Here is a 25,263-nt window from a genome sequence, read left to right on the forward strand (position 1 = left end):
GCACGTAGTATGACAACGTAAGCTTTTACGACATACTTCATTCAGCGATAGCACGCCCACACTACTATGGTGCGCAACAAACGATGAGACATCGAAAGGAATGTGGATGGCCCAGAACAGTAAGGATGCGCAGAAGCGCGCCAGCCGCGCCGAGCGTAGGGCCGCTGAGGCCGCGGCCATGAAGGCCCGCGCCGAACAGATGGAAAAGGAACGTAAGCAGCAGACCATCATCGGCGCCATTGTGGTGGCCGTGCTGGTGATCCTGGTGGCGATCGGCGCGTTCACCGTGTATCACAACATGCACAAGAATGCCGAAACCCAGGCTTCCACCCAAACCGTGGAAGAGGCATACGACAAGCTGCAGAAGGTCAAAAACACGCCAAAGCTCGTCGACGACAAGGGCGGATTGCTGATTTCGAAGAATGGTTACGGCAAGTCCGTCGACGGCGCTCCGACGGTCGCGATCTACATGGACTTCCTGTGCCCGGGTTGTGGCAATCTGCATCGTCAGCTTGATGCGGATCTGCAGAAGATGGTCGATGCGGGGCAGATCAATCTTGATTTGCATTTCATGGCGTTCATGGACAAATGGTCCACCGACGAATATTCAAGCCGTGCCGCGAATGCCGCAATCTACCTGGCCGAGCATGACAGCAATCCGACGCATCTGATCACGTTCATGGAAAAAATGTACGCCGAGGATTTCCAGCCTGAGGAAAGCTCGAACTACAAGTCAGTCAGCGATGATCAGATCAGGGAACAGATGATCGCCTCGGGAGTGTCTGAGGATGTTGCGGACAAGGCGTTCGGCCGCGACTACCAGGATTGGCTTGACGCCGTCGACACCTATACGCCGAAGCGTTCCGAACTGTGGAACACGTCCGGAACCTACAAAGACAGCATGACCACTCCAACGGTGACCATAAACGGCAAGTTCTGGAATATGAACCAGCTGAGCACCGCGCAGGAGACCATCGAGGAAGGCCTGCTGGAGGCCATCGGAATCAAGTCAGACGATATTGGAAAGGAAGGCGTAATGCCCTCCATCGGCTCCGACAAGGATCCGATCTCCAACACCACTGGCGAGTGATTAGCCCCACTCAATCCTGACAATCGAAAAATAATGCCCCCTACTCGCCAGCGTGCCAGCCAAAGCGCAGTTCTAAGTTGACGGCATCGGGCACGCTGGTTATGCTATTCAATCGTTGCCATTTTTATGCATTATGCTAGAAAGCGGCACAAGCCTCCTTAGCTCAGATGGCCAGAGCGGCCGCCTTGTAAGCGGCAGGTCGTCGGTTCGATCCCGACAGGAGGCTCGAAACCCGTTTCAACGGGCTTTGACCTCTTACCATGGGTAAGTGATCCAGAAGCCTTCCCCCAACTTATGGCTTCTGGCGACCGGACGAGGCTTCCCCCAACCTGCCTTGTCCGGACAGGGGGTAGGACATCCCCTTCTCTCCTGCCCCCTTTTTCTTTATTCCTTTTCCTCGAAAATGTGGCGGTATAGATAAAACCAGCGGATCCCATGCCATTCGTCCCGATCTGACCGTTACAATGACGGCGATGTAGACAGTCGCTGGAAAGAGGACGTATGACGAGAAGGTGGACCCCCCGGAGATTTGTGACGCTTCGGCGTGTTCGTGTGACGGCATGCGTGGTCTCATTGACGCTCGCCTCGACGCTCGCATTCGGCGTAAGCGCGCGCAAAACCGTAGCTCTGACCATCGATGGCGAAACCACCACCGTAACCACATACGCAATGAGCGTCGACCGTCTGCTGCAGGAACGCGGCGTGAAGGTCAAAACGCATGATCTTGTGGAATCCACCAGCCCCACCAGCATGCTGAGCAACCATGACGTGGTTACGGTACGAAGCGCCTACCAGACCACCATCACCATCAACGGGCAGGAAGTGCCCTTCTGGACAGTGGCGACCAGCGCCGAACAGCTAATCGGCTTTTTCGAACAAAACGAAGCAGACGCGGCAAAAGTCACCGTCAATATCGACAACGTGTACAACAAACTCACCGGCGGACTGATCATCAACCAAAACGGGCCGGTCACTGTCATCGCAGACGGACAAAGCTCCGAAGCACCAAATGGTAAACTGCCGGCGGCCTCCATTCTTGACTCCAAAGGCATCACACTGAACAAGGAGGATCGCGTCAGCGTCGAAAAAGACAACGGCGAGACGATCCTGCGCGTCCGCCGCGTGACGCACGGCGAGGAGACACGCACGAAAGCGGTGCCATTCGGCACGCAAACCATCATCGACCCCAGCCTGCAGCCTGGCGAAGTCGTAGTCAGGCAGGAAGGTGAGGAAGGTGAAATCCAGCAAACGTATGACGTTACGTATGTGGATGGCGAGAAGGAACGCGAGACGCTGACCAACGAAACGACCACGAAAATCGCCCTTGACCGGATCATCGCAGTAGGACCGGCAGCATCTTCCGACGATTCGGGGTCAGATGGCGGATCCGGCAATTCCGGAGATACTGGCAATTCCGACAATACCGGGAAAAACGATAATTCGGATAAGAACAGCAATTCCGATAATTCCGACAAGAAAAACGATTCGAACAATAATTCCGATAATACGGACAATTCGAGCGACAACAAAAAAGACGACAGCAAGAAGGACGATTCCGAATCAAAAACGGACCCGGATCCGACACCAACTCCAGACCCGACCCCCACGCCGAATCCGACACCTACGCCGAATCCGACACCGACGCCCACCCCGACACCGCAACCTTCCGATCCTTCAGCAGGATGCCGCCTCTACCACCCCTCCCCCGCGCAGGCACAGGTCTACGCGGCCGGAGCCGCGGCGCAATATGGCTGGACCGGACAAAACTGGACCGATCTGGTGAAACTGTGGACCCGCGAATCGAGCTGGCTGTGGTATGCGGAAAACGCATCTTCCGGAGCTTACGGCATCCCGCAATCGCTTCCAGGCAGCAAAATGGCGGCATTCGGCGCAAACTGGCGTGACGATGCGGCCGTACAGATCGACTGGGGCCTAAGCTACATCGCGCAACGCTACGGCAGCCCATCGAAAGCATGGGAACATTCCGAACAAGTTGGATGGTATTAAACAACGCCGATCGCAACAATACGCAAACGTAACAACACACACTTTTTCATACCAGTTGAACGGATAATGAGGTAATGACAGAAAACGCGAACGAAACCAACGAAACCGACGAAACTATGCAAGGCCGCCTGTTGGGGGCTGCTGACATTCGCCGTATCGCAGCCGAGGCCGGTATCAGCCCGACAAAAAAATTCGGGCAGAATTTCGTAATCGACCCGGGCACGGTTCGTCGTATCGTGCGCGAGGCGGGTGTGACCGCCGACGATCATGTGCTGGAAGTCGGACCTGGATTGGGTTCGCTGACATTGGCGATTTTGGAAACTGGGGCGACGATGACCGCCGTGGAGATCGACCCGCCCGTTGCGGAACGACTGCCCGGCACCATCGCCGAATTCATGCCGGACGCGGTGGATCGTTTCCGCGTAGTCAACCGTGATGCACTGACCGTAACGCCGGAAAATCTGCCTGATTTCAATAATGACGATTCGTTCACTCTCGTCGCAAATCTGCCATACAACGTGGCCACGCCGATTCTGCTGACGCTGCTGGAACGTTTCGACAATCTCGGAACTTTTCTGGTGATGGTGCAGAAGGAAGTCGCGGACCGACTGAGCGAAAAGCCCGGTTCAAAGATCTACGGCACTCCAAGCGTGAAGCTCGCATGGTACGGCACCGCGGAACGCGTGGGCATTATCGGGCGCAATGTGTTCTGGCCGGCGCCGAATGTGGATTCCGCGCTGGTGCTGTTCAAACGATACGAGGGCGGGCACACGTCTTCCGCCAACAATCCCGACGGTTCCGTGGTGGACCGCGAAACCGTGTTCCGTCTCATCGACGCCGCATTTGGGCAGCGACGCAAAACCCTGCATGCTGCGTTGAAGAAAGTCGTACCTTCCGAAGCGTTTGAGCGGGCAGGCATCGATCCGACGCGACGTGGCGAGACGCTTACCATCGACGAATTCGTGGCACTGGCACGCGCCATGGGCGAGGTGCCGGAAGCATGAGTGGCAACGGCAACGGCAACGCAATCAATGAAGTCAGTGTGGACTGCCCTGCGAAAACGAATCTGACCTTGCACGTGGGGGCGCCACGCAGCGAATGGGGTGGCCGGCACGAGCTGGACACCATTTACTGCGCCGTCGGCGTATACGACACCGTCACCGCCAGCCGTAAAAAGCCCGGAGCCGGTTTCTCCTTGAATCTTGATGGCGCATATCTTGGCGATCTGGCCTCATCCGGCAGCGACATGCGACGCAACCACGCAGTGCTCGCCCTGTTCGCCATGGCCGAAGCGAGCAGCCATGAACCGGACGTGGCGTTGAACATCGAAAAACGCATTCCCGTCGGCGCAGGCATGGCGGGAGGTTCCGCCGATGCGGCCGCCACGATTCTGGCGTTGAACACGCTATGGAATCTTGATTGGCCCATCGAACGGTTGCAACAGGTCGCCGCTACATTGGGCGCGGATATGCCGTTCTGCCTGACCGGAGGCTACGCGCGAGGCACAGGCTTCGGCGAGCAGATCGAACAGCTCAGCAAGCACAGCAACGACGTGCGCGAATTGACGAAACAGGGCTTTGCGGGCCGTCTGCTGGTCGGCGCGTATCAGGCGGAACTGCGCACGCCGGAAGTGTATGCCATGTTCGACCAAATCGGCGCCGGCGCAGGGGACAACAATCATCTGCAACAAGCGGCGATCTCGCTGCACCCACGCAGCGGGCAGGCAATCGACGAAGCGTTGCTGGCAGGCGCAAAGCAAGCGTTCATCTCCGGATCCGGCCCTTCCGTAATCGCATTCGTACCAACCGACGATGCCGCACGCGCCGTGCAGTCGGCATGGCAGCAAAGCCGTTGCGTCGACCGTATCATCGCCTCCAAGGCGCCGGCCCATCCGATTGTGCATATCATCGCGTAACAGTAAGGTTGAAATCAACCGTTTTTTGGAGAAGGACTCGTACATGACTCAGGCTAACGACGAGCGCGCCGCGCGCAAACAGTACATTCGCAGCCGTCAGAAGGTGGTGTTCGCCATCATCGGCACCATTTTGGCGGTCGCATTGGTAATTTCCTTGCTGTTCTTCTTCCATGTTGGAGGATTGGGCAAAGTCAAATCGGCTGCGGTACAACCGAATTACGGCCAGCAGGCTCCTTGTGCCGCTCAGGAACAGGACGGCAGCAAAGGCAAGTACGTGGAGAACCGCAACATCACCGTGCGCGTGCTCAACGGCACTGAATTCTCCGGCTTCGCACAAGCCGTCAGCAGCGCGCTGCAGAATCGCGAGTTCAACACCCAGGCCGCCGGCAACTACACCAGTTCCAAGGTGGAGCGCACGATGATTATCTTCGGCAAGAACGCCATTAATCAGGCGTACACGGTGAACAGCAACTTCACCGACGCGAAAATGGTGATGGACGATCGTGAGGATATGCTAATCGACGTTGTGGTCGGCGCGACCTTCGACAATCTGCAGAATCAGAAGCAAGTGCCGACCGCCGGCAAGAAGATCGAAAGCTTCGAAGGATGCGTTACCGTCGACAAGATGACCGACGTACAGAAGGCTCCCGAACACGACGCAGTTTGATTTGTGAGTCTGTGGATTTGCAGATTTGCAGACTGACCGCACGATTCTGTTTTTCATTCGAAAATGCGAATCGTGCGGTCAAAATATTGAAATCGTACGATCAGAAGGCAGATTATTCGGACTGCTGCTCCTCGTACCAGCGATTCAACTCGGCAACAGCGACATCACGCTCGACCGGGCCGTTATCGAGACGATATTCCAACATGTGCTTGTACGCCTTGCCAACCAGCGGCCCCGGTTCAATGCCGAGTAGCTGCATGATTTCGTCACCGTTCAGATCAGGGCGGATCGCGTCGAAATCCTCCTTCTCCTTCAGATCGCGCACGCGCTGTTCCATCTCGTCCATCGCCGACGAAAACACCATGGCCTTGCGCTTGTTCTGCGTGGTCGCATCGGCACGCGTAAGGCGGTTCAGACGCTCGTACAGCGGGCCCGCGTCCTTGACGTAACGACGGACCGCGGAATCCGTCCACGGCTCCTCCACGTAGCCATGGAAGCGCAAGTGCAGATTGACCAGCTCGCTGACATCCTCGACCATATGATGGTCAAAATGCAGCGCTTTCAAACGCTTGCGGGTCATTTTCGCACCGACCGCATCATGATGATGGAAACTCACCTTGCCGCCCGCCTCGAAACGACGGGTTTTCGGCTTGCCGATATCATGCATGAGCGCAGCCAAACGCAACGTCAGATCCGGAGCTGGCACAGGGCCGTCCGGGCCGGTTTCAAGAGCGACAGCACGATCAATGACGATCATGGTGTGCTCGAACACGTCCTTATGACGATGATGTTCGTCAATTTCGAGCTGCAATGCCGGAATTTCCGGGAAGACGATATCCGCAAGACCGGAATCAACCAACGCTTCGATACCTGCGCGCGGGCGATCGGACAGCAGCATTTTGACCAGTTCGTCGCGTACGCGCTCGGCGGAAACGATTTCAATGCGATCGACCATGTCAGTCAACGCTTCGGCGGTTTCCGGTTCGATGCGGAAGCCCAGTTGCGCTACGAAACGCACGGCACGCATCATACGCAGCGGATCGTCGTCGAATGACTGGCGAGGATCGACCGGCGTACGCAACACGCCCTTGACCAAATCGTTCGCACCGCCGAACGGGTCGACGAATTCCAATTCGGGCACGCGCAACGCCATGGCGTTCACCGTGAAATCACGGCGGGAAAGATCGCCTTCCAGCGTGTCGCCATAATTGACTTCCGGCTTGCGCGAGTCGGGGTCATACGTGTCGGAACGGTAGGTCGTTACCTCAACCTGCACTTCCGTGCCATCCTCACGACGGCGCATCGCACCCAACGTGCCGAATTTGCGCCCCATATCCCAAAAGCCATCACGCCCGAAACGGCGCAAAATATGTTCAAACTGCTCGGGACGCGCCGATGTGCAAAAATCCAAATCATGCGATTTGCGATGCAACAGCAGGTCCCGAACGGGACCTCCCACCAACGCCAATTCATAGCCTTCTTCGGCGAACATACGCCCTAATTCAATGGCCTCTGGCCACACTTCGAAGTTCACGCCATCCCTTTCCGGCACCACAAGTTTTCTGCCCTACCAGCATACCGTTACCCCACCTGCACACAGAATTGAGTATGGTTGGAATCATGATTACGCCCGCAGACCTTGCACGCATGCTTGCCCATGCTGCGGACGACCATACCCAAAATCCGATGGCACCGGACAAACTGCTATACACATCGCAGTCCGTTTCCTTGCGTCAAGAGACCATCATCACGCCCAGCGCACCCACCCCAGCAATGATGCCGCAGCGGCGCGCCACAGACGGTCCGACCACATTCGCCTCGCTCGACGCGCAGGAACTGCCGGTAGTACGCGAATATTCGGCAGGCGGTCTCGTATTCGACGACAAGGGCCGTGTGGCGATCATCGCACGTCATTCACGCAGCGGGCATTTGGAATGGTGCCTGCCGAAAGGCCATATCGAAAAAGGTGAGACACCGCAGCAAACCGCCGTTCGCGAAGTACATGAGGAAACCGGCATTTTGGGTGAAGTGGTCGATTCCATCGCCACCATCGACTACTGGTTCACGGGAACCAGCCAGCGCGTGCACAAGCTGGTGCATCATTTCGCATTGCGCCAGATCGGCGGCGAGCTGACGGTGGAAGGCGATCCGGACCATGAGGCGGAAGACGCGATTTGGGTGGATTTTGCTGATTTGGACGACGTTCTCAGCTACCCGAACGAACGAAAGATAGCATGGTTGTACGCAAGGAAACTCAACAGACAGGCGTGAAGGTGAATCAACCCGCACAACGGAACGTTCCGCACGGCATACGTGCTCTTTCGGCAATCCTCGCCATGGTCATGACCATGGCGTTGATGTTGTTATACGCGCCTATGCCACATGCCAAAGCCGAAGAAACGCCGGAAACACAATCGGGAGCCATGCTGTCGATCGACTCTTCCACAGCCGTGCTGACAGACACTTCCGGCTATCATCTGAGCGCAACGGTGACTAACACCACCGATCAGGAAATCCCATCGGGCACGCTGACCCTCGCCATGAACGCCTTCTACACGTTCGTGTCGCGCAACGATATCCAGGAATGGTCGGAAGGCATCGGGCAGATCCCAACGCCCGATATCGTGGGCCAAAGCGAGGTTCCCGCGCTTCAGCCGGGAGCTTCAGCAAACGTGCGCATCGACGCAGAATCAAGCCAAGAAGCACTGGCATCCATCCACTCCTGGGGTCCCAAGCCCGTCACGCTCAACTATGAGGCCGACGGCGTCCAGCAAGACGAAGCACACACTTTCGCAACACGAACCGGAGCCGGACTCAATACCCCCGACACGCCCGCGATGAATATCACCATCGTGCAGCCGCTCGAAGCGCAAGGATGGACCACCGACAACACCATGCTGGAACAACTCGTCAACAAAGGTGGCGTCACCTCCGCGGAACTTTCGAAAATCGCCGTCCCCGGCAAAGAAGACGAGGCACGACTCAAGTCGCTGGAAGAGACGTTCACCAAGCATGACAAACTGCAGGTGGTGGCCGATCCGACCTATCTGAAGGCGATGTCGATGCCGACGCAAGTCGACGGCATCACGCAACCGTCCCTGTTCGACATCACCGCCTATTCCGCGCTGAACGACAGTAAAACCTATGATTCGTCAGGCGTCGGTACCTCGCAATGGAGTGCCGAACAGGCCTTGAAAAACTATCAATCGGCGTTGGGTGACCCGAACGCGAGTATGACCACGTATGCATGGCAGGGCACTGGCAATTGGACGATCGAGGCGCTTACGAAAGCCAAACAGCAGGGGTACGACACCGTCATCGCCACGCATGATTTCGAAGCGGACGATGCGGCCACTGCGGAAACAGGCAAGGCCATAGTGTCCACCGACACGGGTGACGTCACCGTACTGACCGCGCAAAGCGTGCTTTCCAACCTTGCACAGGGCAAGGCGACCAGTTCCGACGCCGAAGCGGATGGCGAGGGAACAACGGCCGGGCGTCTCGCACGATTCGTCGCGCAAAGCGCGTTCTACCAGATGGAACAGCCGTATGCGGAACGCAACCTGCTGGTCTGCCTGAACGACAATTCCGACCCAGCCGTCGTGGACGCGCTGATGACGGACGTCGAACAATCGCCATGGCTGAACATCACCGATCTGAACACATTAAGCAACGCCGACCCCACTTTGAGCGGCGACGATGCGGCCACGATCGTGCCGCAATCCGACGGAATCAATGATGCGACGCGAGCCAATCTCAGGCAGACGCTCAGTACGCTGGCAGCCTCAGCAAGCGACATCAAACGATTTAACGCGTCCATCCTCACCGACGACGCCAAGCAGGCCCCCGCAGGCCTCAAAGCGTGGCGCAGACAGCTCGTCAACGCGCACGGCATCATGGCATTGCACGCGCTAGGCGGCGAAAATCCAGCCGGAAGCACCATGGTGGAAGGAGCCGGGCAACTGGCGTCCCTGCTCATCAACGGCGTGGCCATCACACCGACGGAAAACGTCAACGTGGTCAGCGAAACCGCGCAAATGCCCGTTACCATCAGCAACAGCCACCCCTATCCGGTCACGGTAAAAGTCTCATCGTTGACCAACTCCATGCAGATCGTCACTTCGCGTTTCGACACCGTGGAAGTGCCCGCGCACGGCGAAGCCCAAGTGGCATTCACCATCCGCGTGGCCACCTCAGGCACCGCGGACGCCACACTCAGCCTGCAGGACAGGCAGGGCATCACATTCGGAGCGACACAAACCACCCACATCACCAGCGCATTGCAGATCAGCGACAAAAGCGGCTTCATCATCATCGGCATCGCCGTGCTGCTTGGAGCTTTGGGACTGTGGCGCCAATTCCACCGTAAGAAGGATCCCGACGAATGAGTTCTTCCGTTGGCCGTAATTCACTGATCATGGCCTCCGGCACTGCGGCCTCGCGCGTGACCGGGCAAATCCGCACCATTCTGCTCGCCTGGGCTTTAGGCACCACCGGCTATGCGGCAAACGCCTACCAGGCCGGATCCATGATTCCGCAGGTCATCTACACTCTGGTTTCCGGCGGTATCTTCAACGCCGTGCTCGTACCGCAGATCGTGCGCACGTTGAAGGCGAAAGACGCCGAAACCAGGCTCAACAAGCTCATCACGCTCGCCATCACCATGTTGTTGGCGGTGGCGATTCTGATGGCGCTGTGCACGCCGCTGCTCACTAGACTGTATGTGAACGGCAGCCCGGAAACCATGGCGTTGGCAACCTCTTTCACCCTGTGGTGCATGCCCCAGATTTTCTTCTATGGCCTGTATACGGTGGTCGGCCAGATTCTTGCGGCCAAAGACCATTTCACCGCGTATGCGTGGAGTTCGGTGGGCGCGAACATCATCAGCTGCATCGGTTTCGGCACGTTCATCGCATTGTTCGGCCGCGCCACGGAACATCCGCTTGATTTTTGGACCGCCGACAAAATCGCTTTGACGGCCGGAACATGGACGTTGGGCGTGGCATTCCAAGCGTTGGTATTATTCATTCCGCTGACCAAAATCGGATTGAAATACCGTCCGCAATTCGGACTTCGCGGCATCGGCTTGCGTTCCATGGGTCCGGTCGCGGCTTGGAGTGTCGGCATTGTCGTAATCGACCAGCTCGCCAATATCGTAATCACGCGCACGTCCACCAACGCGCCGATGCTCGCGCAGCAGCAGTTCGGCATCAATCCGCTCGACGTGGCCGGCAATGCCTCGTACCAGAACGCGTACACGATTTACATGCTGCCATATTCGCTGATTGCCGTTTCGCTTGCAACCGCGATTTTCCCGAAAATATCCCGTGCGGTCGCCGACCATAATATCGCCGAAGCGCGTGCCGATCTAAGTCAGGCACTGCGCAATATGGGCGTGATCATGTGCTATTTCTCGGTCGCTTTCGTAGTGATGCCCGTTCCGATCATTCTCGCGTTGCTGCCGTCTGTGAACGTCAGAGAGGCGATTCTTATGGCGGGACCGTTAGTCACGCTTGGCGTGGGACTTCCGTTCGCCAGCGCGTATCTGATTATCCAGCGCACGTTCTATGCATTCGAAGACGGCAAATCGCCGTTCATTTTCATGCTGTTTGCCATGGGCATTCAAGCGGTAGGCGTGATCATCGGCGCGAGACTACTCCCCCCTACCGAATGGACGACAATGATCGGCATGCTAGGAGCCATAAGCTACATACTGCCGATCCCCATCCTGTATGCCATGCTGCGCAAACGATTCGAAAACAATATCGACGGTCCGCACATAGCCATCTCATATCTGAAATCGATTGGCGCGGCAGCAGCTACCATGTTCATCGGCATGACGGTACGTGACAGCATCTACCAGCTTGTCGGCGCCCAAATCGGAGCGGTGGACGGTCATATGAACTGGATTCAGGCAGTGACGTGCGCCTCACTGTTGGCCATAGTGACCTTCATCGTTTACGTGGGCACGTTGCGGCTGCTGCGTTCCGAGGAATTCAACGAGACGATCGCGCTGATTTCCTCACGTATTCCCGGACTTCGCAAGCCGACCAGCCCCAACGATAGACTGGAACAGGGCGACGCCGAAAACGGCGAGTGACCATAGGCAGAACAAACGTTTACAAAAAGTTGAAGGAACCCATGAAACCTCAGCTGGGAGATACCATCAGCAATCGCTACGTGCTCGTTTCGCCATTGCGCGAAGAAACCGGACTGCAGGTCTGGAAGGCCAGCGACCATGTGCTCGCACGGGATTGCCAGCTGTTTATCGTCAGCAACAGCAAGGCATTGCAGGAAGTCAACGCAACCGCTTCCATGCTGGCAATTTCACATGATTCCCACTTCACGAAAGTGCTGCAGCTCCAGCATGTCGGCCAGGTCGCGCTGGTGGTGACGCAGCTTGACGAAGGCATGACCCTCAGCGAATATCTTGCGCTGAACGCCAACCAGCCGTTGAGCTATACAGCCATGCGCTCCATCATTGGCGAAGTCATCGAAGCGTTGCATGCACTGCAAAAAGACAATCTCACGCATTTCTCCATCAGCACCGACACGGTACGACTGACCCGTTCCGGCATTCAGATCGCAGACGCTCCGGTAAGCATCATGCTTGCTGACACTTCCTGCGCTCAAGCTTTGGAAAATCGGGAACAGCTTGCGATTCGGCAGATTGCGGCATTGCTGTATGCGATGTTGACCCGACGCCCGTCCACATTGTCGACTGATTTCCGTCTGGAAGCGCTTGCGCCGACCACACCGATGGAATTCCGCGTGATCTGCAAGCGCGGTCTTGAACTTGCGGAGGATGACGGCTTCCCCACCGTTCCGATGGCGACCATTGCGGAATTGGAGGCGCTGCTTGGCGAATACCAGCCGCTATCATCGTTGGGGGGCATGGATGTCACGTTGCCTTCCATGGATTCGGAATGCTCGATCGCCAATGTTCCGTTGCTGCAGATTCTTGAGAAGGATGCGCTCCCACTGCCGGATACGCTGGCGGCGGCTGGAAGCATTCCGGAAATGACGTTCACGGCCCCCGAACCGCATAACGATTTTTCCGATGGCAAGGAGGCTTTGGCGAAAAGCGTCGCGGCCACCAGTGGAGCGGTGAAATCGTTGTGGAGCAGCGGCCGTGAGCTGTTGAGCGAAGAAGACATCGACGGCGTGACCGACACCAGCGATTCCCCCTTCTCTTTCCCCATCAGGGTTTCCGTACCGGCCGATGGCATGTCATCCGACGATTCCCAGTTGGAAAAAACAGGCCGCATTCCAGTGATCGGCGCGGATGGTCAGGTCATTCAGCCCGGCGAGGAGTCCGCTCGCGCGTTGAAAGCAGAGCAGGAGGCGATCGACGCCGCGTATGCAGCCGGTCGAGCCGCGGTTCCGCCAAGCTTCACACCGAAAAATCCTTCTCCCGCTTCGGCGAATACTGACGTTGCCGACGCGAAACTGTTTGGCAAGCTGAAAACTAAGGTCGTTGCGATTATCGTTGCGGTCATCGTGGTTGCGGTTGCGCTTGGTTTTGCAGTTCATGGTTTGATGCAGCCCTCAGATTCGGTTACGACTGATTCAAAAGGACCATGGCCGGAAATAAATCTTGACGAAGTGCCGTTCGGCGAGGGAGATCAATCGGATGAGAATTCCGCAGATTCCTCCAATGCCGACTCGTCCGGCAATGCCGATTCATCCAATTCCAAGGATTCTTCCGATACTTCCGCCAATGCGCCGGCATCCGGCGATTCGACGGCATCCAAGAAACTCAAGAAAACCGAAGACAAGGTCGTGACCGCCGACAAGCAGTCGAAAAAGGTGCCGGATCCGAAGCAGCCGGAAAACACGACCGCATACGAAATCGACAATCGTAAGTTCCTGTCGAATCCTGACGGACAGCAGGGCTACGGATATTACGTGCACCTGAGCCAGCCGCAGAAGGCGTATCGCATGGTCATCAAGATTCGTTCTTCGGGCGGTCAGGGATACATTCGTGTGAACGCGACGGACAGCCCATCCCAGGGCAAGCAGGTGGCGCAGTTCGAATTCGACGATTCCGGCACTACCGAAGTGAAGTTCGACAAGTCCGTGGAAACGCAGGACATCATGCTATGGGTGCCGCTTGATAGTCTGCCGGGCAACCAGCTGTATATCGAAAGCATTCAAGTGTTCTGATCATTGTCACCGTCTTTCTAACGTTTTCCAGAGAGGACGCGCATGGAGGGCACGTGTAATACGCACGTGCCCTCCTTTGTATCCACCACTCGATTGTCTGTCTGCCGAAATCGTGCGGCTAAACCAGCAAGCCATGCAGCCAATCGCATAATCCGTCTGCACAAGTCGTATTTCCTGTCTGCACAACCCCCGAATTGGTGGTCAAATCCGACTTGTGCAGACATAAAACCGGGGTTATACAAACACAGAACGCAAGTTGTGCAGACAATCCGCCGCGCAGACCACTTACTCGGGCCAGTGCTCGAAGAGAGTGAGAAGTTTGTTGACGTTTACGTCGCTCCAGCTGTTGATTCGAGGGCCATCGTACGCGCTGTTGTACGGCTGATCGAATACGACCACATGCTGCCCCGCCTCGCGCAGGGTTTCGATGTTCGCCGGCGAATCGTCAATATGAATTGTGGCCTGCATGCTGTCTTTCAGCCCGGTAAAGCACAGGCTCATGTATGGAATATGGTTGCTGTCCAACCATTGCGCGGTGTCGGAAACAACCATCTGATGCTGGCCGGACACGAACAGCCGGTGCGTGACGATGCGAATGTACACGTGCTCGCCCGCCAATCGTTGCAACGCCTGCGCGACTCCCGGAAGCGGCTGCATCGTTGCATACAGATGCTCACGTTCCGCGGCTTTATGCGTTTCGATGTAATCATCGAGCGTATCGAACGGCCATCCATCCTCGCGAATGAGATTGTAATGCGCGGTCTGCAACGCACGTTCCGGCACGTCAATGCCCTGCCGCTGCAGGTAATCGCGGATCGCACCCTTGTAATCCGCGCAGACGCCGTCCAAATCGAGATTGAGCACGCGATATCCCTGCACGCCCACGCGCTGGCTCTCGTATTGTTCAGGAATAGTCGCCATATATCACGTTCCTTTCTTACGCCCGACGCCAATCAGCCCGTCGAACAGCCACACTAATCAACTCGCTATCAATCAATGTAACCTGACATTCGCCGACAACAAGCGCAAATACTCCCGCAAGTAAGGAAGATCGAAAAGATAGAAAATGTCTAGAAAAAATGATGACCTTGCAAAAAGTCTTACAGGAGAACGTTTTTTGAGACTTTCATAGAAAAGATCGAAATCTGAAGATCGCGCCGATTCTTTTTGCGACGGCGACACCACCTTGCAATCGACGATCGACTTTTCATCACAGCATCATTACGTTTATTTCAAGATTAGCCGATGAAAATACAAAAGAATCAACGATCATTGCATGACATCGACGGTTGCGTCTGCCTATAATGAAGGCACAACAGAACAAAGAGACATGATGCGGCAGGAGCCGGAGAGAAAACCGGAGCCGCACCCCACACGCGGGGAAACGGCAACGCCACCCGCGCTGAAATAACGGAAAAACAAACAAGACTTACGGCAGCGGCCAGAGGAAAGAACAGAAAACAAGAACGCCGCCAAGCCAAACGAAAGGAAACATCATGAAGAACAGCACTTTCAACCAGATTGTCAACGCCAACCTCGCTTCCATCGATCCGGGCTTCGGCCAGTTCGCACTCGCCAAGGCCAGCGCCGATCTGTTCAAGAAGATCATCACTAAGTGATCCAAGGCCTGCGCAGGCAGGCGTCACGTTTATACAACCAAAGGGCTTGCGTTCCACATGGAGCGCAAGCCCTTTTTCTCGTATTCCACTCAAGCGCTGCCAGGAATCCAGCACCACCAGCAACTGCACGCACAGCCCCACACACAACAGCTCATGTTTCACGTGAAACTTTGTAGATGATCCAGCTTGGAAAGTACTCGATAATACGCCATAGGAAAAAAGAATACGTGAAATCGTGCGATGCGCGGCTGTTCGCTTCGGCGGTTCGCTACAGTGGGAATATGAGTGATTTGCGAGATGTGATTATTGTCGGATCCGGCCCTGCAGGATATACCGCGGCCATATATTTAGGCCGGGCTGGATTCAAACCACTGGTCATTGCGGGCGCGCTGACCCCAGGCGGACAGCTCGTCAACACCACCGAAGTGGAGAATTTCCCGGGCTTCCCCGATGGTATTATGGGGCCGGAACTCATGGATAATATGCAACGCCAGGCAGAGAAGTTCGGCGCAGAAATCGTTTGGGATGATGTTGTTTCCGTGAGCAACGATGACGCCACCGGTGTGAAAACCGTGCGCATCGATCAGGGGGACGTTTTTGAAACCCGTGCTTTGATCATCGCAACCGGATCGGAATACCGCAAGCTCGGCATCCCTGGAGAGGTGGAATATTCCGGCAAGGGAGTGTCATATTGCGCGACTTGCGACGGCTTCTTCTTCCGTGATAAGCCGATTATTGTGGTCGGCGGCGGCGATAGCGCATTCACTGAGGCTGATTTTCTTTCCCGATTTGGATCGTCGGTGACGTTGATTCATCGTCGTTCCGAATTCCGCGCATCGCAGATTCTCGTGGAACGCGCTCAACAGAATCCGAAAATCACTATCGTCACGGATTCCGTGGTGGAGGAAATCTTGGGTGACGGCAACGGAGCCCAATCCGTGAACATTCGCAACGTTATCACCGGAGAGATGAGCACGATTGCCGCAAATGGTATTTTCGTAGCGATTGGCCACTCCCCAGCCACAGCTTTTATTGACGGCATTGTGCAGCGAGATGCGGCTGGATATATTCAGGTAGACGGCGCCAGCACACGCACCAGCACTGCCGGCATTTTTGCAGCAGGCGACTGTGTTGACAGTATTTACCGTCAGGCGATCAGCGCCGCCGGCATGGGCTGCCGAGCCGCCCTTGACACCCAAGCCTACCTCCAGCAGTAACACTCCCCATAACGGTCATTCACACAGCCATTCACACAGTCACATCACAATCATGACCGTGTGAATGACCGTCATGTGACCGTGATACAAAGTCACACCCTACAAGAAACTTGAAAAACGAACGGAAGGGCAGCATATTCTATGCTTGACCGTAGGCTTTGATCACTGAGCAATAAAAAAGGAAAAGCCCGATGGGCTTTACTCAAGCAAAGTGAACGGCTTGCCACGAAGACCGCACAGCGGTATCTTACGCGTGTCGAGCGTAGAGTACGCCGCCCTTCCGTGGACATCGCAGTCATCACAGTCACTCACACAGTCATATCACAGTCATGACTGTGATAAAATCAAAATGACCGTGTGAATGACTGTGATATGGAGGAAGCTATGTCCATTCTCCAAGAACCAATCCAAAACGCGATAGCACGATTGCGCAAACAGCATAATGACGACGGCAATTACGAAGCAAAAAGCTGTCAGCGATCCCTCAGCAAAGACGTGTGGGAAAGCATCAGCGCCTTCGCAAATACACATGGTGGCACTCTGCTCCTTGGTTTGGATGAACACAATGGATTCACTTGCGTTCAGGATTTTCACCTCGACAGAGTGCGGGACCAACTTATCGAAGGTATGGGAGATGGCGGTAGGGATGGAATCAGACTCTCAAATCCTCCAAAATATGATGTTTCACGTGAAACCGTTGACGGCGGTCAGATTCTCGTGATTCGTATATATGAAAACGATATAGATTTCAAGCCATGCTATATTACCGCCAAAGGAATTAAAAGCGGTAGTTTCAAACGAATTGATGATAAAGATGTTCTCCTATCATCAGCAGAATTATATGAAATTCAAAATATACTACATCCAAGTAGTTCTGATCTTGAAATTATTCCTAATGCCTCTATTGAAGACCTTAACTCTTCTGTTGTCGATACTATTTTTGTAAGAAAACAAGGCACTAAAGCCTTGCGTGGAGCAGAAACAAAAGAAGAAAAACTAGCGCGATTAAACATTGCGGATCGACAAGGTCGCATACGGATGGCGGGATTAATTGCAGCTGGTAACTATCCTCAACAATTCTTCCCACGTCTCTTTATCGACGTTGCTGTACATCCAGGCATTGAAAAAACGCAGCCAGGTGCACTAAGGTTCCTCGACCGCGTAGAATGCGAGGGATCTGCATCAGAAATGATCAACGATGCGGTAAATGCTACATCTCGAAATTTACGATCTTATTCGTTCATCGAAGGCATCGGAAGAAAAGATGAATTGGAAATTCCTTCCGAAGTTCTGCGTGAAGCCATCGCCAACGCAGTAGTGCATAGGGAATATCATCCGTATTTTCAAGGCCAGCCGGTCACCGTCGACGTTTACGCAGACAGGATCGAAATATCGAATCCAGGTGGCCTATGGGGAGGCAAAACCATTGATAATCTCGCAGATGGACAATCTCGATGCCGCAATAGCGCCCTCATGCAGCTCGTACAAGCCACCCCTGTGATCGGAAGCAATCTTATCACCGCCGAAGGTCAGGGCGGAGGAATCATCCTCATGATGAACGAAATGCAGAACCGCGATCTGCGCGCACCGGAATTCCGCGCGACTCAGGACTCCTTCACTGTGGTGTTGTGGCGTTCCAGCGTCAATCTGTCCAACAAAGCTGATGAGATTATCTCTGAAATTAAAAATACTGAACCAACTCATAAAAACGATACAACAAACATGTTGTCGAATACTATGAAAAATAAGGTTGATATTCTCACTTTTATTCCAAAGAATAAAGATATTACCGCAAGGGAGCTTGCTGATATTACTGGAAAATCAGTTGAAACAATTCGCCGTAATCTAAGAAAGTTAATACAAGAAAATAAAGTTGAAGCCATCGGTAAAACGAAAAGCAGAAATCGTATGTACCGACGAATCAACTAATTCCCATAGAAAGATGCCGTCAAATACCACCAAACAAGGAATCACAAAAACGCTAAAAATAAGCGGAAGGGCGGCATATTCTGTTCACGACTGTAAGCTTGGCCCAAACGGCCTTGAGTGTACCGTGAATAGAATATGCCGCCCTTCTGCGAACATCACACTGATCCGACAGAGAAATTCGAGAAATACTATTCTTCAGCAGAGGGAATGAGCATGTCGACAATGCGCTTCATGTCGTCTTCGGATTTGAAGACGATTTCGATGCGGCCATGTTCCTTGGATCCTTTGATGGAAACCTTCGTGCCGAACTTCTTTTCAAGTCCGAGCTGCATTGGCGTTCCAGCCCACGGATTCAGCTTGTTGGTCTTCGCTTTCTTCGGCTGATCCGATTCGGCGGCCTTCATCGACACGATTTCCTCAGTGCTGCGAACAGACAGTCCTTCAGAGATAATGCGCGTCGCAAGCTGTTCCATATCAGCTTCAGTCGGCAATCCCAGCAGCGCACGCGCGTGACCGGCCGATAAAAGTCCAGAAGCGACCTTCTTTTGCACGGTTGCAGGCAGATTCAGCAATCGCAAGGTATTTGCGATCTGCGGGCGTGATTTCGATACGGATTTCGACAATTGCGCCTGTGTCAGACCGAAATCGTCGATCATCTGCTGATAGGCGGCCGCTTCTTCCAGCGGATTTAACGCAACGCGATGCAGATTCTCCAGCAGAGCGTCACGTAACATGTCGTCGTCGGCCGTGGTTTTGACGATCGCAGGAATCGTTTTCAGACCTGCGATCTGTGAAGCACGCCAGCGACGCTCACCCATGATGAGCTCATACATGCTATCCATGCGACCGTCGAACATATTATGCGACTCGTCATTGCTGGCGACGTTCTCCTTGCGCGCGGCCTCGATCTGCGCAAGTGGGCGTTTCCGTACCACGATGGGCTGCAGCACGCCGACTTCCTTGATGGAATCGGCAAGCTCACGAAGATCATCCTCGTCGAAAATAGTGCGTGGCTGATGCAGGTTGGGTCCGACATCACTCAGACGCAATTCAACCAAGTAACCACCCTGCACCGGCAGCAGTTCCGGTTCGTTGTTCTTTGCATCTTCGTTCTTTTTTACCGCAGCGGTTTCACGTGAAACACTCCCCTGCTTCGCGTCGGCAGAAGGATCGACAGGACTGGTGGCGCCGAAGAACATGTCGGCTGGGTGAGCCGCTTCGTTCAGCGTGATGGAAGGCATGCTGGCACGATGAACGCTTCCTTTCTTGGTTTCGTGTGAAACGTTCTTCTTCATGTCGTGGACGGCATCAACGGAAGCCTGGGCTGTCGCCATGGAGCTTTTAGCGCCTGCGTTCTTTCTCACAGACGGCACGGCAGCACTGCCAGCCATGCTTCCGGAAGTTTTCGCGGACGGCTTGTTATCGGCCTTCACCCCTACAGCAGGCGCAGCCGGCTCAGCGGCAGCTTCCGACTTTGCCGACTCTCCTGGAAGAGACGGAAACAGCGCGCCGAGACCCATGCCCAAACGTGATTTCGTAGCCATGATCAGTTCTCATTCCTTCTTGCATCAATAGCCTGCAACACCGTCTGCGAGCGACGTGCGAGTTCCAACGCGGCCTCACAGTAGGAGATTGCACCCATGCCCTTGGGGTCATAGGCGATAACGCTTTGATTAAAGCTCGGCGCTTCCGAGATTTTCACCGTTCGTGGAATCGTGGTGTCCAACACGATGGTCGGATAGTGGCTTTTGACCTCGTCATGCACTTCACGGCTGAGCAGGGTTCGCTTATCGAACATGGTGATCAGCATGGTAGAAACAAGCAATGACGGATTGAAATGTTCCTGCACCAGCCCGATGGTATTGATAAGCTGACCAAGACCCTCCAACGCATAATATTCAGCTTGGATCGGAATCAGCATCTCATGCACCGCGCACATGGCATTAATTACCAGCAGACCAAGGCTCGGAGGGCAATCGATAATCACGTAATCGTAGTGTTCCTCGCTGTTCTCAAGAAACTCATCGACCGCGGTTTTCAGTAGAACATTGCGATTTTCCATGTCGGCGACTTCCAACTCGGCACCGCTCAGATCGATGGAGGCTGGCACCACGTCAAGCAGATCGAAGTCAGGGCAGGTGCGCTTGACTTCGGCAATGGTTTTCCTGCCTTCAATCACGTCGTATACCGACGGCTCTCCCGACGCATGCGGAGCACCCAACGCGGTCGACGCATTGCCCTGCGGATCCATATCGATCAGCAGCACTTTGGAACCGAACTGGGCCAACGCGGCGGAAAGATTCACCGCAGACGTGGTTTTGCCAACGCCACCCTTCTGATTGGCGACCGCGATCAGGCGCGTCTGCTCCGGCTTTGGGCAAACGGCCTTCTGCAAGGCGCGATAGCGAGACGATTCGTCGGCGATCTGCGAACCAAGAGGAGAATTCGACCCTCCGAAAATTCGTTTGATGGTTTCCGTCGCCGATTCCATCGATGTCAGGTTATCTGGTCCTTCAGGTCCAGTCATACGTTAGCCTTCCTTACGATATGCTTAACACTCAAGTTTCATCATTTGGGTGGACAGAACCGACCCGTCCACCCATTGTGCGCAAATGTGGATAACTGTGGATAGTCTGTGGATAACTTGCATTGCTTGCAAAAAGTTATCCACAGACATCTTGTTGCTATTCCAACATTTTTTTGCGCTTTATTTCAATGAGTCTCCAGTTGTGGATAATGTGGACAACTTGCCAAAATGGTGGATAACTTACTTTTTATCCACCATGAGCACATGGGTCGATTCAAGCCCCGGCCCGACCTCGGCATCCACCACTCGCGGACGAACGCCGCCGCACTTGGCGATCTCCTTGGAGGCTTTTTCGATCTCCTCCTGAGCGGACCTTCCCTTCAATGCGACCAGACGTCCACCGCGTTCAAGCAACGGCAACGTCCACCCGGATAGCTTGGTCATCGGTGCAACGGCACGACAGGTCACCACGGCGAACGGGTGCCTTGCCTGAATGGGCTTGCCATCCAAATCCAGCACAGGACCGCGGGCAACCGCTCCCCTGCCGTTCCTGCCGCCTTTGCCGTTCCTGGCGTTGCCATTACCACGGTTGCCGCCCTGAACGCCAGACGCACCCGCAATGGCCTCGATCATCTCATTAGCCCTGGCACGCACCACCGTAACGTTCTCCAGCTCCATGTCCTCCACGCACTCGTTCAGCCATTCGATACGCCGTTCCATAGGCTCCACGAGAGTGAACTGGTGATCCGGCAGGCATGCGGCCGCAACGATACCGGGAAAACCGCCGCCGCTGCCAATATCGGCAACCGTTTTGAACTGCTTCTTGGCCGTGGATTCCCTCACGAAAGGCACAATGGCAGCCGAATTCAGAATATGGCGTTCCCAAATAATCGCAACGTCTCGTGGTCCGATCAAGCCACGGGGTTCGCCTTCTTCGACAAGTTTCGCATGAAAAACACGCATCTTGCCCAACGCATCCCCCAGCACTTCCTCAAGAATCGGCGAATCATCAAGTTCGTCTGTCACATCACTCATGGGCACCATCCTATATCCTGCTCTTCCTTATTGCCGGTATTCCAGCCATTACTCCCCGACCAATGCCGGCAATATCGCACGGCCTGCGCAGACCGTGCGCAAGTCCATGCGCACATAGGCGTCACGTACCCGGCGCACGACCTGCGTGTAGTCACTCATCAATCGCAATAAAAAAGCGCCACCGTGATGGTGACGCCATGTTTCACGTGAAACGAGCTGAAATCAGGCCTCATCCTCGTCTTCGGTTTCCTCGGCGACAGAAGCCTTAAAATACACCGTAACGTAACGATGTGGCTCCTCGCCGTGGGAACGGGACTTCATACCTTCCTCACGCACCACGTCATGCACGATCTTACGCTCGAAGGAATTCATCGGCTTCAGGTCGACCGGCTCTCCGGTCTCGCGTACCTCGTCGATGGCATCCAGCGCGATGTCGTGCAGACGCTGACGCTTGCGCTTTAGATAGCCGTCGACGTCCACAATAAGATGGGAACGTTCGCCGGTCTTCTGCTGCACGGCAAGTCGCGTCAGCTGCTGCAATGCGTCAACAACCTCGCCGTTGCGTCCGATAAGATGCTTGATATCCGTATCATCATCGGCGACAATTTGCACGGTAGGGCGATTGTTGCGCACGCCCATTTCGATATCACCCTCGTAATCGACGATATCGAGCAGTCCTTCAAGATAGTCGGCAGCGATATCAGCTTCCTCGTTGAGCTGATCGATGGTTTTTTCCTCATCTTGCGCCATGGTGGTTGTACTCCTTTGAGCGGGGTTTCTATTACTAAAGTCTTGTTATGTAAAGTCTAATTTACTGTTTACCACGTCGACAATAAACGCTGATAAAAGTGGTGTGTCCCGCGTTTCATGTGAAACACGGGACACACTCTTACTCACTTCTTTTTCTTTTTACGGCTCGGCTGCTGACGCTGGTAGCCGTGCTTTTCCTTCGCTTCGGCGGCTTCCTTAGCCTTCTGCAGCGCCTCTTCCTCGAGGGATGGCAGACCGGCCTTGGCTCGGCGGTTGTTCTCATGAACATGATCACGCTTTTCCTTCGCTTCGGCGGCCGGAGATCCCGGAGTCGGGAAGACGTGGATCTGCCAGATGGAACGCAACAGATTGCAGATGTTGTTGGTGAGCCAGTACACCAGCACAGCGAATGGCATGGCAATACCGGAGAAAATGTACATGATCGGGAACATCCACAACATCATCTTCTGCATCATTTCGGTCTGCTTGTTTGCCGCAGACTGAGCCATGTTACGCTTCATGCTGTTGTACTGCATGAACCACAGGCAGAAGCACATCAATGCAACGAAGATGGCGATAACTACTTTGCCATGCACGGCAGCGGTCGTGAAGTTATCAGCCACGTTCACGCCGAACACTGTGGTGGACGTGAACTGCTTGGCTGTGGCGATGTCGAAAGCGCCAAGACCCTGTCCGTCCCTGAATTTGCCGCGTGCGATGTACGGAATGGCTGACAGCGTATAGAACATGCACATGAACACGGGACCCTGCACGAACATAGGGAGCATGGAAGTGCAGCCACCCATCGGGTTCGCATCATTGTCCTGGTAGAGCTTCATCATCTCGCGCTGCATGGCTTCCTTGCTGGCGGGATCGTTCTTGCCCTTGTATTTGTTCTGGATACGCTGCATCTTTGGCTGCAGGACGGCCATCTGGGCCTGCATCTTGCGCATGCCCTTCATGGACTTGTAGAACAGCGGAAAAACGCATGCCTGGACCACAAGTACTAGGAATACGATGGACATGACCCACGAGAAACCGATCTCGTTCATGCCCAGCATCACCAGGAACTTATGGAATACGGCCATGATCTGCGTCATGAGCCACTCGACGGGATACAGGAGCTTATACAGCCAGCCCCAGAAACCGCTGTCGAGGAGGAATTGATTTTGATTCATTACAGGCCAGTCTCCTTATCGCCTATAGGTTTTTCTACGTTCAGAGGCGTGAGCCGAGGTTCCTCGTGTGCCTTCGACCACGAACATCTGTAAAACAAGGAATAAAGCTGCGGAACGTCGTCAATTCCCCCACGGTTCCACTGATTGCAGCGAAGGAGGCGCAATAACGCAAGAAGGCCACCCTTAAGGCGGCCAAATCGTTCAATCGCCTGAATCGCATAATTGGAACAGCTCGGATAATACCGGCATCGGGGTGCGGTATGGGCGGAAATATGCTTTTGATACCAGCGGATGAGCCGCACCATCGAATTGCGACGATGCGCGGAGCTCATTGCTGAATAGCGGTTTTACGTTTCACCGCTTCAAAACACGATGCCATCTGCTGTTCAAGCGACAAAAAATCAGCACGCGCGGCACTTGGCTTGGCACGTAACACGATATCGCATGATTCAGGCAAAAGAGATTCGTATTTCCGCGCAAGCACGCGAAAACGCCTTTTCACGGTATTACGCGTGACCGCGTTGCCAACGGCTTTGGAAACAGCCAAGCCAACACGACGACCATACACCGCCGCGGTACCGTCCGTAACAACATCGTCGTGCATCAGATAATGCACGACGATGTCTTCTCGCGATACCCTACGACGGCGTTTGAGCACCGCAACAAAATCGCGATGGCTTTTCAGCCGTTCCACCGCTCTATGCCGTTAAATCAGGCAGCGAGGGACTTGCGGCCCTTGGCGCGGCGACGGTTAATCAGAGCGCGGCCTGCGCGGGTGCGCATACGCTGACGGAAACCGTGCTTCATGTGACGACGGCGGTTGTTCGGCTGGAATGTCCTCTTCATAATTAATGCTCCCGGTGTTTTTAGCCATGCCAAGGCACGGCTCCTCATGAGTCAAGCTCTACCAAGTTACTCTGACCCCTGAACAGAGTAATTGACTCCACTAATTCCTTCACATTTTGTGGGGACTCTCCCCACAAAACAATCCACAAAAAACGTTGGTATATCGCCAAACTCCCCACAAAAGTTATCCACAAACTACATTACTGTCATTCACAATTCAATCATTTCAACACGCTTACCGGTGGATAACTCAGGGAAAAGAGAGTACAAATAAACAGTTGCACTACTAGTAGAAGTCTGTCGAGAAAGGGGAATCC

Annotated in this window: 22 protein-coding genes and 1 tRNA gene; 13 read left to right on the top strand and 10 right to left on the bottom strand. The window is 54.6% G+C overall.

Going from position 1 to position 25,263, the window contains the following annotated elements; translation table 11 throughout:
* The first annotated feature begins 106 nt into the window (after positions 1 to 106).
* From BBCT_RS08480 to BBCT_RS08505, 6 genes are all read left to right on the top strand, one after another.
* Positions 107 to 1,090 (top strand): DsbA family protein, encoded by a 984-nt coding sequence (locus tag BBCT_RS08480; protein WP_033513141.1) that lies wholly within the window; start codon positions 107 to 109, stop codon positions 1,088 to 1,090.
* A 152-nt stretch (positions 1,091 to 1,242) separates the two neighbouring features.
* Positions 1,243 to 1,316: transfer RNA gene (locus BBCT_RS08485), tRNA-Thr, on the top strand.
* A gap of 275 nt (positions 1,317 to 1,591) precedes the next feature.
* Entirely contained in the window at positions 1,592 to 3,097 is a 1,506-nt protein-coding gene (locus BBCT_RS08490) for an aggregation-promoting factor C-terminal-like domain-containing protein (RefSeq protein WP_033513140.1), read from the top strand.
* A 74-nt stretch (positions 3,098 to 3,171) separates the two neighbouring features.
* The gene (rsmA, locus tag BBCT_RS08495; RefSeq protein ID WP_003833489.1) at positions 3,172 to 4,101 is read left to right on the top strand and encodes a 16S rRNA (adenine(1518)-N(6)/adenine(1519)-N(6))-dimethyltransferase RsmA; all 930 of its coding nucleotides are present in this window, start codon (positions 3,172 to 3,174) and stop codon (positions 4,099 to 4,101) included.
* A complete protein-coding gene (locus tag BBCT_RS08500; RefSeq protein ID WP_003833491.1) occupies positions 4,098 to 5,012 on the top strand; it encodes a 4-(cytidine 5'-diphospho)-2-C-methyl-D-erythritol kinase in 915 nt (304 codons plus the stop codon). The genes rsmA and BBCT_RS08500 overlap by 4 nt, the downstream gene beginning before the upstream one ends.
* A gap of 43 nt (positions 5,013 to 5,055) precedes the next feature.
* The gene (locus BBCT_RS08505; protein ID WP_003833492.1) at positions 5,056 to 5,679 is read left to right on the top strand and encodes a LytR C-terminal domain-containing protein; all 624 of its coding nucleotides are present in this window, start codon (positions 5,056 to 5,058) and stop codon (positions 5,677 to 5,679) included.
* Positions 5,680 to 5,791: 112 nt separating this feature from the next.
* Here BBCT_RS08505 and BBCT_RS08510 read toward each other — a convergent pair whose 3' ends face one another.
* Positions 5,792 to 7,213 carry a CCA tRNA nucleotidyltransferase gene (locus tag BBCT_RS08510; RefSeq protein ID WP_033513152.1) on the bottom strand — a complete coding sequence of 474 codons (1,422 nt, stop codon included), beginning with the start codon at positions 7,211 to 7,213 and terminating at the stop codon, positions 5,792 to 5,794.
* A gap of 86 nt (positions 7,214 to 7,299) precedes the next feature.
* Between BBCT_RS08510 and BBCT_RS08515 the strand changes: the two genes are divergently transcribed.
* From BBCT_RS08515 to BBCT_RS08530, 4 genes are read left to right on the top strand one after another with little or no spacing between them, the layout of a single operon-like run.
* Positions 7,300 to 7,950, top strand: a complete 651-nt coding sequence (locus BBCT_RS08515; protein ID WP_229027112.1) for an NUDIX hydrolase — start codon at positions 7,300 to 7,302, stop codon at positions 7,948 to 7,950.
* Positions 7,914 to 10,067, top strand: a complete 2,154-nt coding sequence (locus tag BBCT_RS08520) for a DUF6049 family protein (RefSeq protein WP_003833497.1) — start codon at positions 7,914 to 7,916, stop codon at positions 10,065 to 10,067. Before BBCT_RS08515 ends, BBCT_RS08520 begins: the two co-directional genes overlap by 37 nt.
* Entirely contained in the window at positions 10,064 to 11,779 is a 1,716-nt protein-coding gene (gene murJ, locus BBCT_RS08525; RefSeq protein ID WP_047750698.1) for a murein biosynthesis integral membrane protein MurJ, read from the top strand. The genes BBCT_RS08520 and murJ overlap by 4 nt, the downstream gene beginning before the upstream one ends.
* A gap of 41 nt (positions 11,780 to 11,820) precedes the next feature.
* Positions 11,821 to 13,845 (top strand): hypothetical protein, encoded by a 2,025-nt coding sequence (locus BBCT_RS08530; RefSeq protein ID WP_033513139.1) that lies wholly within the window; start codon positions 11,821 to 11,823, stop codon positions 13,843 to 13,845.
* Between the two features lie 285 nt (positions 13,846 to 14,130).
* On the opposite strand, the gene BBCT_RS08535 is transcribed toward BBCT_RS08530, so the two are convergent.
* Entirely contained in the window at positions 14,131 to 14,766 is a 636-nt protein-coding gene (locus tag BBCT_RS08535) for a 5' nucleotidase, NT5C type (RefSeq protein ID WP_003833505.1), read from the bottom strand.
* Positions 14,767 to 15,341: 575 nt separating this feature from the next.
* Between BBCT_RS08535 and BBCT_RS09660 the strand changes: the two genes are divergently transcribed.
* The 3 genes from BBCT_RS09660 to BBCT_RS08545 all read left to right on the top strand — a co-directional run bounded on the left by BBCT_RS09660 (position 15,342) and on the right by BBCT_RS08545 (position 18,610).
* A complete protein-coding gene (locus tag BBCT_RS09660; RefSeq protein ID WP_003833512.1) occupies positions 15,342 to 15,464 on the top strand; it encodes a hypothetical protein in 123 nt (40 codons plus the stop codon).
* Positions 15,465 to 15,745: 281 nt separating this feature from the next.
* A complete protein-coding gene (gene trxB / locus BBCT_RS08540; protein WP_033513147.1) occupies positions 15,746 to 16,681 on the top strand; it encodes a thioredoxin-disulfide reductase in 936 nt (311 codons plus the stop codon).
* A 372-nt stretch (positions 16,682 to 17,053) separates the two neighbouring features.
* Positions 17,054 to 18,610 carry an ATP-binding protein gene (locus BBCT_RS08545; RefSeq protein ID WP_003833517.1) on the top strand — a complete coding sequence of 519 codons (1,557 nt, stop codon included), beginning with the start codon at positions 17,054 to 17,056 and terminating at the stop codon, positions 18,608 to 18,610.
* A gap of 188 nt (positions 18,611 to 18,798) precedes the next feature.
* On the opposite strand, the gene BBCT_RS08550 is transcribed toward BBCT_RS08545, so the two are convergent.
* The 8 genes from BBCT_RS08550 to rpmH form a co-directional block, all read right to left on the bottom strand.
* Positions 18,799 to 20,154 (bottom strand): ParB/RepB/Spo0J family partition protein, encoded by a 1,356-nt coding sequence (locus tag BBCT_RS08550; RefSeq protein ID WP_003833520.1) that lies wholly within the window; start codon positions 20,152 to 20,154, stop codon positions 18,799 to 18,801.
* 2 nt (positions 20,155 to 20,156) lie between these two features.
* On the bottom strand, positions 20,157 to 21,101 hold the full coding sequence (locus BBCT_RS08555) for a ParA family protein (protein ID WP_003833522.1): 945 nt from the start codon (positions 21,099 to 21,101) through the stop codon (positions 20,157 to 20,159).
* A 276-nt stretch (positions 21,102 to 21,377) separates the two neighbouring features.
* The gene (locus tag BBCT_RS08560) at positions 21,378 to 22,181 is read right to left on the bottom strand and encodes a 16S rRNA (guanine(527)-N(7))-methyltransferase RsmG (RefSeq protein ID WP_003833526.1); all 804 of its coding nucleotides are present in this window, start codon (positions 22,179 to 22,181) and stop codon (positions 21,378 to 21,380) included.
* A 213-nt stretch (positions 22,182 to 22,394) separates the two neighbouring features.
* Positions 22,395 to 22,922 carry a Jag family protein gene (locus BBCT_RS08565; protein ID WP_003833527.1) on the bottom strand — a complete coding sequence of 176 codons (528 nt, stop codon included), beginning with the start codon at positions 22,920 to 22,922 and terminating at the stop codon, positions 22,395 to 22,397.
* Positions 22,923 to 23,065: 143 nt separating this feature from the next.
* Positions 23,066 to 24,100 (bottom strand): membrane protein insertase YidC, encoded by a 1,035-nt coding sequence (gene yidC / locus BBCT_RS08570; protein WP_003833529.1) that lies wholly within the window; start codon positions 24,098 to 24,100, stop codon positions 23,066 to 23,068.
* A complete protein-coding gene (gene yidD, locus BBCT_RS09045) occupies positions 24,100 to 24,405 on the bottom strand; it encodes a membrane protein insertion efficiency factor YidD (RefSeq protein WP_204901886.1) in 306 nt (101 codons plus the stop codon). The genes yidC and yidD overlap by 1 nt, the downstream gene beginning before the upstream one ends.
* A gap of 23 nt (positions 24,406 to 24,428) precedes the next feature.
* The gene (gene rnpA / locus BBCT_RS08575; protein WP_033513130.1) at positions 24,429 to 24,794 is read right to left on the bottom strand and encodes a ribonuclease P protein component; all 366 of its coding nucleotides are present in this window, start codon (positions 24,792 to 24,794) and stop codon (positions 24,429 to 24,431) included.
* Between the two features lie 17 nt (positions 24,795 to 24,811).
* Positions 24,812 to 24,946, bottom strand: a complete 135-nt coding sequence (gene rpmH, locus BBCT_RS08580) for a 50S ribosomal protein L34 (RefSeq protein WP_003807168.1) — start codon at positions 24,944 to 24,946, stop codon at positions 24,812 to 24,814.
* Between the last annotated feature and the right edge of the window lie 317 nt (positions 24,947 to 25,263).

Source organism: Bifidobacterium catenulatum DSM 16992 = JCM 1194 = LMG 11043 (assembly GCF_001025195.1).
In the GTDB taxonomy this organism is placed as follows: Bacteria; Actinomycetota; Actinomycetes; order Actinomycetales; family Bifidobacteriaceae; genus Bifidobacterium; species Bifidobacterium catenulatum.

Coding starts and splice junctions, on each gene's coding strand:
- BBCT_RS08530 (WP_033513139.1), top strand. CDS start 11,821: ATGAAACCTCAGCTGGGAGATACCATCAGCAATCGCTACGTGCTCGTT.
- BBCT_RS08520 (WP_003833497.1), top strand. CDS start 7,914: ATGGTTGTACGCAAGGAAACTCAACAGACAGGCGTGAAGGTGAATCAA.
- BBCT_RS08490 (WP_033513140.1), top strand. CDS start 1,592: ATGACGAGAAGGTGGACCCCCCGGAGATTTGTGACGCTTCGGCGTGTT.
- rsmA (WP_003833489.1), top strand. CDS start 3,172: ATGACAGAAAACGCGAACGAAACCAACGAAACCGACGAAACTATGCAA.
- BBCT_RS08555 (WP_003833522.1), bottom strand. CDS start 21,101: ATGGAATCGGCGACGGAAACCATCAAACGAATTTTCGGAGGGTCGAAT.
- rpmH (WP_003807168.1), bottom strand. CDS start 24,946: ATGAAGAGGACATTCCAGCCGAACAACCGCCGTCGTCACATGAAGCAC.
- BBCT_RS08545 (WP_003833517.1), top strand. CDS start 17,054: ATGGAGGAAGCTATGTCCATTCTCCAAGAACCAATCCAAAACGCGATA.
- BBCT_RS08500 (WP_003833491.1), top strand. CDS start 4,098: ATGAGTGGCAACGGCAACGGCAACGCAATCAATGAAGTCAGTGTGGAC.
- BBCT_RS08565 (WP_003833527.1), bottom strand. CDS start 22,922: ATGGCGCAAGATGAGGAAAAAACCATCGATCAGCTCAACGAGGAAGCT.
- yidD (WP_204901886.1), bottom strand. CDS start 24,405: ATGGTGCGGCTCATCCGCTGGTATCAAAAGCATATTTCCGCCCATACC.
- BBCT_RS09660 (WP_003833512.1), top strand. CDS start 15,342: ATGAAGAACAGCACTTTCAACCAGATTGTCAACGCCAACCTCGCTTCC.
- BBCT_RS08480 (WP_033513141.1), top strand. CDS start 107: ATGGCCCAGAACAGTAAGGATGCGCAGAAGCGCGCCAGCCGCGCCGAG.
- trxB (WP_033513147.1), top strand. CDS start 15,746: ATGAGTGATTTGCGAGATGTGATTATTGTCGGATCCGGCCCTGCAGGA.
- BBCT_RS08560 (WP_003833526.1), bottom strand. CDS start 22,181: ATGGTGCCCATGAGTGATGTGACAGACGAACTTGATGATTCGCCGATT.
- yidC (WP_003833529.1), bottom strand. CDS start 24,100: ATGAATCAAAATCAATTCCTCCTCGACAGCGGTTTCTGGGGCTGGCTG.
- BBCT_RS08550 (WP_003833520.1), bottom strand. CDS start 20,154: ATGGCTACGAAATCACGTTTGGGCATGGGTCTCGGCGCGCTGTTTCCG.
- murJ (WP_047750698.1), top strand. CDS start 10,064: ATGAGTTCTTCCGTTGGCCGTAATTCACTGATCATGGCCTCCGGCACT.
- BBCT_RS08535 (WP_003833505.1), bottom strand. CDS start 14,766: ATGGCGACTATTCCTGAACAATACGAGAGCCAGCGCGTGGGCGTGCAG.
- BBCT_RS08515 (WP_229027112.1), top strand. CDS start 7,300: ATGATTACGCCCGCAGACCTTGCACGCATGCTTGCCCATGCTGCGGAC.
- BBCT_RS08505 (WP_003833492.1), top strand. CDS start 5,056: ATGACTCAGGCTAACGACGAGCGCGCCGCGCGCAAACAGTACATTCGC.